This window comes from Burkholderia sp. LMG 13014, assembly GCF_905232215.1.
Lineage (GTDB): Bacteria > Pseudomonadota > Gammaproteobacteria > Burkholderiales > Burkholderiaceae > Burkholderia.
This window is the reverse complement of sequence record NZ_CAJNKE010000201.1, coordinates 1-9775: the sequence shown is the minus strand read 5'-3', so window position 1 is coordinate 9775 and position 9775 is coordinate 1. Positions and strand designations below refer to the sequence as shown.

Genomic DNA, 9775 nt, shown 5'->3' with positions numbered 1-9775 from the left:
AACGTGACCGACACGCGTCGGCTGCCCGAGTCGTTCAACCAACGCTATGCGACGACCCAGGTGCTCACGCGCACCGATCTCGACCGGCTGTCGCCGAGCGACCCGAGCATCACGCAAGCGCTCGCGACACTGCCCGGCGTGACCGTCTCGCAGAACGGCGGCCCCGGTTCGTCCGCGTCGGTCAGCATCCGCGGCTCGTCGGCCAGCCAGGTCGCCGTGTTCATCGACGGCATCCGGATCGGCTCGTCGACCACCGGCATCGCGCCGTGGGCGGACCTGCCGACCGAAGCGTTCGAACGTGTCGAAGTGATTTCGGGGCCGGCCGCCGCGTCGTTCGGCGCCAATGCGATGGGCGGCGTCGTGCAGCTCTTCACGCGCCGCGCCGGCAACCAGCCGAACCAGACCACCGTGTCGTTCGGCGGCGGGTCGAACAAGACGTTCGACACGCAACTGCGCACGTCGGGCACGGTGCCGTCGACCGGGCCGCTCGCCGCGCTCGGCGGGCTCACCTACTCGCTCGGCCTGCACTCGTACAACACGGCCGGCATCGACGCGACGCGGCCGGTATTCCCGTATCACGAGGCCGGCCGCAACCCGTACCACGCGCAGGATCTCGATGCGCGCCTCGGCTACGCACGCGACAACTGGTCGATCTCGACATTCGCGCTGTATCACCGGTCCGATCTGTCCTACGACAACAGCGGCTATGCAAACCGCCAGCTCGATCATCAGCTGACGACCGGTATCGCGTTCCACCTCGACATCACGCCCGATACGCAGTTCGACCAGTCGTTCGGTTATTCGAACGATCGCGCGTTCATCTACGCGAGCGATCCGACCATCCCGACCGACCAGATCAATTCGCAGCGCATCAGCACGTCGACGTCGTTGACGCATCAGGAGCGCGGATTCCATCTGTTCGGGCTGCCGCTGTCGGGCGAGACCAAGCTCGCGTACGACTTCACGCGTGAGCAGGCATTCCTGCCGGTCGATATTCCGAACGGCGTGCCGACGCGCAACGATTCCGCGTTCTCGCTGCACCAGTCGGCGACGCTCGGCAGCGTGACGATGTTCCTTGCGGGGCGCCATGAAATCATCGCCGGGCAGTCGGTGAATACGGGTAACGCCGCGCTGTCGTGGGCGATCACGCCGGTGTACACGGCGCGCGTGTCGTACGGCAATGCGTTCCGGCTGCCGTCGTTCAACGACCTGTATTACCCCGGCTACGGCAATCCGAATCTCAGGCCGGAACGCAACACGTCGGTCGAGGCTGCGGTCGATGCGAACACGTCGTACGGCACGTTCACGGCGGCGATCTACGACACGCGGGTCACCAACCTGATCGCGTACAACCCGGCGACGTTCTCGCCGATGAACATCGGTCGCGCGCATATTCGCGGGATCGACCTGTCGTACAAGGGGACGATCGGCCGCTCGACGCCGGTGAGCCTTGCGGTCGGGATCCTGAATCCGCAGGACGAGACCAACGACTCCTGGCTCAACCGCCGGCCGCGCCAGACGGTCAGCCTCAACATCGACCACACGTGGGACGAGCTGCATCTGCATGCGTTGAGCACGGGGGCGTCGCTGCTTTATGGCGGCACGACGTTCGACGATCCGGCGAACTCGACCTATCTGCCGTCGTATCTGACGGTGGGCCTGCGCGCGTCGTACCGGATCAATTCGCACCTGACCGTGTCGGCGACGGTGTCGAATCTGTTCGATCGGCAGTATATGACCGCGTATGGGTACAACACCCTTGGGCGGACGGCGTTCGGGAAGGTGAGTTATACGTTCTGATCGGGGATGGGAGGCCTTGATGCGATGTGCGGCGAGGCCTCCCATCGGAAAGCTGTGCCCAGTGCCGGCGGATGTTTGACAGTGACGCGTGAAATGGCCGATCGTCGCCGCCGGGCAGCCGTTCACCAGACAATGCGACAAACGACCAAATCAGCTCCGCCGCCTAGGTGTGGCACATGCAGAGCTCGAACTCGTGTCCGTCGGGGCTGCACAGGACGATGCTTTTCATCGACTCGACTTTCAACCCGTCCACCACAACGGTGGCCCCGTTTTCTGTTGCCCGCTTCACGAATTCGTGGAGCGCGTCTTCTTCGAACTCAAAGACGGGAACCGAGCCGCTGCCCTTGAACTCGTCGCCAAAGTCGTTTAGCAGAAGGCCCAGCCGGTTTGTGCCGAGCATGAATTCAGTCCACTTCCCGGACCGCTTGACCGGTTCATATCCGAGAAGTCGTTGCCAAAAGGAGCTGGACCGCTCCATATCATTCACCTTCAAATAGACGGTTCGAAGCTTCATGACGTGTCCCCGAGATGGATACGCGCAAAAATGTATCAGACGCCAATATGATTGGCTTACAACAGCGTCCGCATCGGCTTCATCAAGTGGTTGGCGCTTGCCCGCCACTCGCTCAAATCCCCGACATTCGCCAAGCGCAGCCACGCGATCCGCTTCGACCGAGAGCGTGTCATCCATTGGCGGCACGGCGTGCGCCCCACGCTCACCCCCGCTCGTGGGATTATGATGGCCCGATCGGCAGCCACGGAGGCTGCCTGCCCGCGCTTCCCCGATGCCTGTTCCGTAACGCAACGCGCAATCTCGAGCGCAGCGACTGGAGTGAACCATGGATCAAGGCGGAGACTTCATCGTGCGCACCATGTCGGCCGACGAGATAGCCATGTCGGTCGAATGGGCGGCTGCAGAAGGCTGGAACCCCGGCCTGCACGATCCATCCTGTTTCAGGAACGCGGACCCGGCCGGGTTCTTCGTCGGCGTCTGGCGCGGCGAGCCGGTCGCGTGCCTCGCCGCTGTCGCCTACGACGAACGCTTTGGCTTCATCGGCCTCTACATCGTGAAACCCGGGTTCCGCGGCCAAGGCTTCGGCATGCGGATCTGGCAGCACGGCATGCGTTACCTCGGTGTCCGCAACATCGGGCTCGACGGTGTCTTGGCCCAGCAGGCGAACTACAGGAAGTCCGGGTTCGAGCTCGCGTACCGCAATATCCGCTACGAGGGGCGCGTGGACGGCATCGGTTGCGCGCACGTGGTGGCAGCGGCCGACGTGCCGTTCGAACAGTTGCTCGCCTACGATCGCCAGTGCTTTCCCGCGGCGCGCGAGCGTTTCGTCTCCGCGTGGATCGCGCAGCCGGATGCGGTTGCGCTCGCGACACTCGACGCCGGCCGCGTCGCCGGATACGGTGTCGTGCGCCGCTGCCAGACCGGCTGCAAGATCGGCCCACTGTTCGCCGATGACGCGGGCGTTGCCACCGGTTTGCTTCGCGCGCTGGCGGCGCGCATGCCCGGCGAGATCATCGTGCTCGATGTGCCGGAAACGAACCCGGCGGCCGTCGCGCTGGCGGAGCGGCACGGCATGACGAGCGTCTTCGAAACCGCACGGATGTACACGAACGACGCACCGGCGATTGCGCTCGATCGCGTGTTCGGGGTCACGTCGTTCGAGCTGGGGTGATCGCCACGAAACTGAACCGCTCGAGCGTCAACCCATGAACGACAAACCACACAAGAACGACATCAGCATCGGCCCGGATCGCTGGATCGAATTCGGCGATCCGACGGGCGAGCAGGCGCAGGCGGTCGCGATCGATCCCTGTCTGGCAGCGGTCATGCCGTTGATCGATGCACTGGAGACAGACTGCGTCGCCGAATGCTGCGGCATCGACGCGTTCGTTTTCTGGCCGGACGAGATCGCAGGTGCGGTGGGCACGCGGGATCGCGAAGCGCTGGCGCAACTCGCTGACGATCTGCTGTCGGTTCAGCGTTCGATCGACGCGTTGCCGTCCAATCTCGTCGTCAGCACACGAATGAACCAGTATTTTCGGAAAGCGGCGATGCTCGCGTTGCTCGCGCATCTCCGGACGACGGTCGACGCCATCCGGTCGCAACGCGACGCGCGCGACGCCTCGACCTAGACGATACCGCGCATGCCCGCGACGACCTGAATCACGCCGAATCCCGCGATGACCGCGGCCGACACGCGCGACAGCCCGTGCATGAACGCGAACGGCATCTTCGTGCGCAGCGCGGCGGTCGTCCCGCTCAGGCACAGCCACCAGGTCGCGGAGCCGATGAACACGCCAGCGACCATCAGCGCCACGGCCGGCCACATCGCCTCTTCCCGCGCCCCCGACAAAGGGCCGAGCGCCGCGAAAATCCCGACGAACGACAGGATCGTCATCGGGTTCGACAGCGTCAGGCCGAACGTCGTCACGAAATCGCGCAGGACGGTCGTGCGCGGCAGGTCGCGCTGCGCCGTCGACGCGGCCGGCGCCTGGCGCGCAATGCTCCACGCCAGCCACACGAGGAACGCGCCGCCACCGATTTTCAACCCGACGGTCAACATCGGGAATGCCGTGACGACACCCGCGATGCCGAGCGCACCGAGCAGGCCGTAGATCGCATCGGCGCAGGCGGCACCGATACCCGTCGCGAATCCCGCCTGAAAGCCGCGGCTCAGGCTGCGCTGGATGCACAGCATGCCGATCGGGCCGACCGGCACCGCGATCGACAGCCCCATCACGACGGATTTGATGAACAGCATCGCCTGCTCCTTGCGACATGTAATGTGTTGAACAGGCATCGTAGGGAAAGTCCGGTCATCGCTGAATGCGGTTTTTAAGGAAAAATGGCCACTCCACCTTAAAAAATCCCGCCGCAATGGACGATCTGGACTGGAAGGTACTGGCGCTGTTGCAGGCCAACGGCCGCATCAGCTACACGGAGCTGGCGCGCCAGGTGCACCTGTCGGTGCCGGCGGTGACGGAACGCGTGAAGCGCCTCGAGGCGGCCGGCGTCGTCGAGGGCTACACGGCCCGGATCAATCCTGCCGCGGCCGGCTATCCGGTCAGCGCGCTGATCGGCATCACCGTGCCGCAACCGGCGAAAGCAAAATTCCTCCGGTTACTGGAGACGATTCCCGAAGTCGTCGAATGCCATCACGTGACGGGCTCGGACTCGTACATGATGCGGCTTGCCGCGATCAGCATGACCCATCTCGAACAACTGATCGAACGCATCAACCTGTACGGCGAAACACGCACGTCGATCGTGATGTCGACGCCGCTGCCCGCACGCGGGTTGTCGCGGCCGCCGTCGCAGCGCGACGTCACGCGCGATTGACGCATCGGGAGGCGCCTGCTCGCTTTCAGCTCGATCATCCCGGCAAGCAGCTATCGTGCCACTGCGATCGGCATCCACGACGACTTCATCCAGCCGCCCGGCCGCCGCGTCCCGATAGCCTTCCGGGGCGCGACGCATGGCCTCCGGCTTCAACCTCACGGCAGCGATCAAGCCTTGCGCCCTGGGTAACGCGTGCGTAACGCGGGCCCTGCGTTACGTAGCATCGCGCGATGAAAGACGCGGCCCTGCCCCTATCGCCGTCATTCAAGCGCGCGCGGCGACGCTGTCGCCAACGCCAGCCCCTATGATTCATACTCGCCGCACCACTGGTGCCCCGATTCCCGGAAAGGACCGACGATGAACACCCCGCGTGAAGTGCTGAAAGCCGCCGACATCGCAGCGATGGAACCGGAACATTCGGTCCATCCGTTGAACGGCAATGCTGTCCGCCTGAAGCGGTCGCTTGGCGACGCGACCGGGCTGACACAACTCGGCTTCCATCTGATGACCTTGATGCCCGGACACGAATCCACCGAATACCACCGGCATCTCTACGCGGAGGAATGCGTCTATATCCTTTCGGGAACCGGCGAAGCAGTCGTCGATGGCCATACCTATGCGATCGGCCCGGGCGACTTCATGGGATTTCCGCGCGGCGGCCCCGCGCACACGATGCTGAATACCGGCGATCTGCCGCTGGTCTATCTCGTGGCGGGCGACCGTCCGGAACACGACGTGTGCGACTATCCGAAGCTCGGCAAGCGGCTGTACAAGGCAGGCGCCAACAAGGTCTTCGTGGATCTCGACACGGCTCCTGCGTAACGCACGCATCGCTCGATGCAGGATCGGCCAAAGCCTGGCATCTCACACGACCAGCGACGCGACGATCGCACACCACAACGCACTTGCGCCGCACAGAAACACGCGCCGCGCGACGAACATCCGCGACTCGTCGTCGGGTGTCTTCATCGGCGATGTGGCGAGAAACGGCACGCTGACGAGGCACGCGAATCCGGCCAGCGCCGGCAGGATGACGACGTAGTCGCCGAACCGCCACGGCAGCGGCTCGTGCCAACCCCAGTAGCCGAGAAACAGCATGCCCATCGAAAACATCGTCGCAGCGGCCGAACTGAGCGCGACCACCGAACCCGTCGGAAATTGCATGGGAGCCTCCCCGCGCGCAGCGTGCGCGACGCCGGATCATTATCCCGGTACGGAAGGAAAAAGCACAACGCGTTCCGCTGGCGGCGCGCGGATGCCGAGGCCGATGCCGCCGACCTGCACGTCGACAGTCGACCGGGTCCCGAACCTGTCGGGCGATTACGCCCGCGGAACGGGCGATCCGAATGCGGTTCCGACGATTCCGGCAGCGCTTCGCCGATGATCGTTGTCACGGATTGACAGCGAGCGGTTTCGTGTCCGGGCTCGACCGTCAACCCGGTTTCTTCGCGGCCTGCACGACGGAAATCCAGCCCACCACCGCCGCGGCGACCCAGCAGCAGGCGATCATCAGATCGAGATCCATCCAGCCTTCGAAATTCGCGCTGTTTTCGAAACTGCAGCGCTGATGGCCCCTGACCCACACGCAACCACTGATGAACTGCTGGATGTGCATGTAAACGCTGTAGACCGCAAATACCGACGCAATGACTGTGAGCCGCAAACGAACGTTCTTTTTCATGTGACGCGGATGCCGATGGGAAAGCCTGTGCCGATCTTACGGCAACGGCAACCTGCCCGGCAATCCGTCGCATCCTGGCCCGCCCGGATGCCGGCTCATCCGTCGACCCGCCTGATCGTCCTCAGGCAATCCGCTGCCAGTTGCTGATAGATCCGCGTGCCGTTCGCCTTCGCGCCGATCTCGGCGTCGCTCAGCCGCCGCACGACGCGCCCCGGCATGCCCGCGAGCAGCACGCCGCGCGGCACGTCGTAGCCGGCCTTCACGAACGCGCACGCGGCAACGATCGTCGTCGCGCCGATCGTCGCACCGTCCATCACGACCGCGTTCATCCCGATCATCGTGTCGGGTTCGAGCGTCGCGCCATGCACGATCGCGCCGTGGCCGATGTGGCTGTTGACGCCGAGTCGGCACGTCTCGCCGATCCCGACGTGCAACACGCAGCCGTCCTGCACGTTGCTGCCGTCTTCGACGACGATCGCGCCGAAGTCGCCGCGCAGGCTCGCATGCGGACCGATGTAGCAGCGCGCGCCGATCGTCACGTCGCCGATCACGACCGCGCTCGGATCGACATACGCGGACGGATCAACGCGCGGCCGCATCCCGTTGAATTCGAACAGCGGCATCGGTCAGAGCGCCGCGACCGCTTCCGGCACGAGCGTAAACAGGTCGCCCACCACACCGTAGTCGGCCACGCTGAAGATCGGCGCCTCCGGATCCTTGTTGATCGCGACGATCACCTTCGAATCCTTCATGCCGGCCAGATGCTGGATCGCCCCCGAGATGCCGACCGCGACGTACAGCTGCGGGGCGACGATCTTGCCGGTCTGGCCGACCTGGTAGTCGTTCGGCACATAGCCCGCGTCGACCGCCGCGCGCGATGCGCCCAGTGCGGCATGCAGCTTGTCGGCCAGCGGCTCCAGCACCTTCGTATAGTTCTCGCCGCTGCCCAGCCCGCGGCCGCCCGACACGACGATGCTCGCGCTCGTGAGCTCCGGACGGTCAAGCTTCGTCACTTCACGGCTCACGAACTGCGACTTGCCCGCATCGGCCGCCGCCTCGATCCTCTCGACCGCCGCGCTACCGCCTTCCGCTGCCACCGGATCGAAACCCGTCGCACGCACCGTGATCACCTTGACCGGATCGCTCGACTGTACCGTTGCGATCGCGTTGCCCGCGTAGATCGGGCGCTCGAACGTATCGGCCGACACAACGGCCGTGATCTCGGAGATCTGTGCGACATCCAGCTTCGCTGCGATGCGCGGCGCGATGTTCTTGCCGTAGGCCGTTGCCGACGCAACGATGTGCGAGTAACCGTTCGCGACGGTCATCACCGTCGCTTCGACGTTCTCGGCCAGACCGTCAGCCAGTTGGGGCGCATCGGCCAGCAGCACCTTCGACACACCCGCGATCTTCGCAGCTGCGTCGGCCACGCGTTGCGCATTGTGGCCCGCGACGAGCACGTGAACGTCGCCGCCGCCAGCCCCATTGAGCGCCTGTGCGGCAGCAACCGCATTCAGCGTCGCGGCCTTGATCGACGCGTTGCAGTGTTCCGCGATCACCAGAATCGTCATTTCCTTGCGTTCCCTGTTACAGCACCTTGGCTTCGGTCTTCAGCTTCCCGACCAGCGTCTGCACGTCCGGCACCTTCACGCCGGCCGCGCGCTTCGGCGGCTCGTTCACCTCGAGCACCTTCAGACGCGGCGTCACATCCACGCCGAGGTCGTCGGGCTTCACGAGGTCCAGCGGCTTCTTCTTCGCCTTCATGATGTTCGGCAGCGTCACGTAGCGCGGCTCGTTCAGGCGCAGGTCGGTGGTGATGACGGCGGGCAGTCGAAGCGACAGCGTTTCCGCGCCGCCGTCGACTTCGCGTGCAACCGTCGCGCGGCCATCGGCCACCACGACCTTCGATGCAAACGTCGCCTGCGGCAAACCCGCCAGCGCGGCCAGCATCTGGCCCGTCTGGTTCGAATCGTCGTCGATGGCCTGCTTGCCGAGGATCACCAGCTGCGGCTGCTCCTTGTCGACCAATGCCTTCAGCACCTTCGCGACACCGAGCGGCTCGACGCCGTCATTCGACTCGACGAGGATCGCGCGATCCGCGCCGATCGCGAGCGCCGTGCGCAGCGTTTCCTGCGCCTGCGCGACACCGACCGACACGGCCACCACTTCGGTCACGATGCCGGCCTCCTTCAACCGCACCGCTTCTTCCACCGCGATTTCGTCGAACGGGTTCATCGACATCTTCACGTTCGCGATGTCGACGCCGGTCCGGTCGGATTTCACGCCGACCTTCACGTTTGCGTCGACCACGCGTTTCACTGCCACGAGCGCTTTCAACTGCCTGTCTCCTGTTCCGTTGCGTGCGCCGCGTCGCATCAGCGCGCGGTAAACCCGCCATCGATCACGAGCTCCGCGCCCGTCACGTAGCGGCCTGCCGGCGACACGAGATACAGGATGCCCGCCGCGATATCGCGCGGGCTGCCGATCTTCGCCATCGGCACGTTGGTCTGCATGTACTCGAATGCGCGATCGGGGTCCTGCCCCATCTGGCGGAACGCTTCCTCGAGCATCGGCGTGCGGATATAGCCGGGATGCACGGAGTTCGCACGGATGTTCTTCGCCGCATACAGCATCGCGTCGACCTTCGCCATCATCCGTACCGCGGCCTTCGACGCGTGATAAGCGGGCACGTCCGGCCCGCCGACGATCCCGTACATCGACGACAGGTTCACGATCGAGCCGCCGCCGGCCGCATCGATATGCGGAATCGCCGCACGCGTGCACAGGAACACGCCGTTGACGTTCACGTCCTGCACGCGCTGCCATTGCGCGAGCGTGAGCTCGTGCGTCGGCACGTTGTGGCCTTCGATGCCTGCGTTGTTCACGAGCACGTCGAGGCGCCCGAAGCGCGCGACGATCTCGCCGAACACGCGCGCCACGTC

General features: G+C 64.9%; 13 protein-coding genes. 5 read left to right on the top strand and 8 right to left on the bottom strand.

Features of this window, described 5'->3' with window-relative positions; genetic code table 11:
- On the top strand, positions 1-1800 hold a 1800-nt coding region (locus JYJ84_RS19770), incomplete at its 5' end, for a TonB-dependent receptor domain-containing protein (RefSeq protein ID WP_205189390.1).
- A 163-nt stretch (positions 1801-1963) separates the two neighbouring features.
- Here the strand turns inward: JYJ84_RS19770 and JYJ84_RS19765 are convergent.
- Entirely contained in the window at positions 1964-2491 is a 528-nt protein-coding gene (locus tag JYJ84_RS19765) for a VOC family protein (RefSeq protein WP_236027468.1), read from the bottom strand.
- A 148-nt stretch (positions 2492-2639) separates the two neighbouring features.
- Here JYJ84_RS19765 and JYJ84_RS19760 point away from each other — a divergent pair, with 148 nt between their 5' ends.
- Both JYJ84_RS19760 and JYJ84_RS19755 read left to right on the top strand, forming a co-directional pair.
- Complete coding sequence (locus JYJ84_RS19760) at positions 2640-3485, top strand: GNAT family N-acetyltransferase (protein ID WP_175219587.1); 846 nt, start codon at positions 2640-2642, stop codon at positions 3483-3485.
- A 34-nt stretch (positions 3486-3519) separates the two neighbouring features.
- On the top strand, positions 3520-3945 hold the full coding sequence (locus JYJ84_RS19755; RefSeq protein WP_175219915.1) for a DUF6331 family protein: 426 nt from the start codon (positions 3520-3522) through the stop codon (positions 3943-3945).
- Here the strand turns inward: JYJ84_RS19755 and JYJ84_RS19750 are convergent.
- Positions 3942-4574, bottom strand: a complete 633-nt coding sequence (locus JYJ84_RS19750) for a LysE family translocator (RefSeq protein WP_175219589.1) — start codon at positions 4572-4574, stop codon at positions 3942-3944. The genes JYJ84_RS19755 and JYJ84_RS19750 overlap by 4 nt on opposite strands.
- 116 nt (positions 4575-4690) lie before the next feature.
- Between JYJ84_RS19750 and JYJ84_RS19745 the strand changes: the two genes are divergently transcribed.
- The gene (locus JYJ84_RS19745) at positions 4691-5152 is read left to right on the top strand and encodes an Lrp/AsnC family transcriptional regulator (RefSeq protein WP_175219591.1); all 462 of its coding nucleotides are present in this window, start codon (positions 4691-4693) and stop codon (positions 5150-5152) included.
- A gap of 357 nt (positions 5153-5509) precedes the next feature.
- Positions 5510-5974, top strand: a complete 465-nt coding sequence (locus JYJ84_RS19740; RefSeq protein ID WP_175219593.1) for a cupin domain-containing protein — start codon at positions 5510-5512, stop codon at positions 5972-5974.
- Positions 5975-6016: 42 nt separating this feature from the next.
- Here JYJ84_RS19740 and JYJ84_RS19735 read toward each other — a convergent pair whose 3' ends face one another.
- The 6 genes from JYJ84_RS19735 to JYJ84_RS19710 form a co-directional block, all read right to left on the bottom strand.
- Positions 6017-6316 carry a hypothetical protein gene (locus JYJ84_RS19735; protein ID WP_043186617.1) on the bottom strand — a complete coding sequence of 100 codons (300 nt, stop codon included), beginning with the start codon at positions 6314-6316 and terminating at the stop codon, positions 6017-6019.
- Between the two features lie 268 nt (positions 6317-6584).
- Entirely contained in the window at positions 6585-6833 is a 249-nt protein-coding gene (locus tag JYJ84_RS19730; protein WP_122947133.1) for a hypothetical protein, read from the bottom strand.
- A 95-nt stretch (positions 6834-6928) separates the two neighbouring features.
- On the bottom strand, positions 6929-7456 hold the full coding sequence (locus JYJ84_RS19725; protein ID WP_175219595.1) for a transferase hexapeptide repeat family protein: 528 nt from the start codon (positions 7454-7456) through the stop codon (positions 6929-6931).
- Positions 7457-7459: 3 nt separating this feature from the next.
- Positions 7460-8404 carry an electron transfer flavoprotein subunit alpha/FixB family protein gene (locus JYJ84_RS19720; RefSeq protein ID WP_175219597.1) on the bottom strand — a complete coding sequence of 315 codons (945 nt, stop codon included), beginning with the start codon at positions 8402-8404 and terminating at the stop codon, positions 7460-7462.
- A gap of 16 nt (positions 8405-8420) precedes the next feature.
- The gene (locus JYJ84_RS19715) at positions 8421-9170 is read right to left on the bottom strand and encodes an electron transfer flavoprotein subunit beta/FixA family protein (RefSeq protein ID WP_175219599.1); all 750 of its coding nucleotides are present in this window, start codon (positions 9168-9170) and stop codon (positions 8421-8423) included.
- 38 nt (positions 9171-9208) lie between these two features.
- Positions 9209-9775, bottom strand: a 567-nt coding sequence (locus tag JYJ84_RS19710) for an SDR family NAD(P)-dependent oxidoreductase (RefSeq protein WP_205189389.1), incomplete at its 5' end; no start/stop codon positions are given.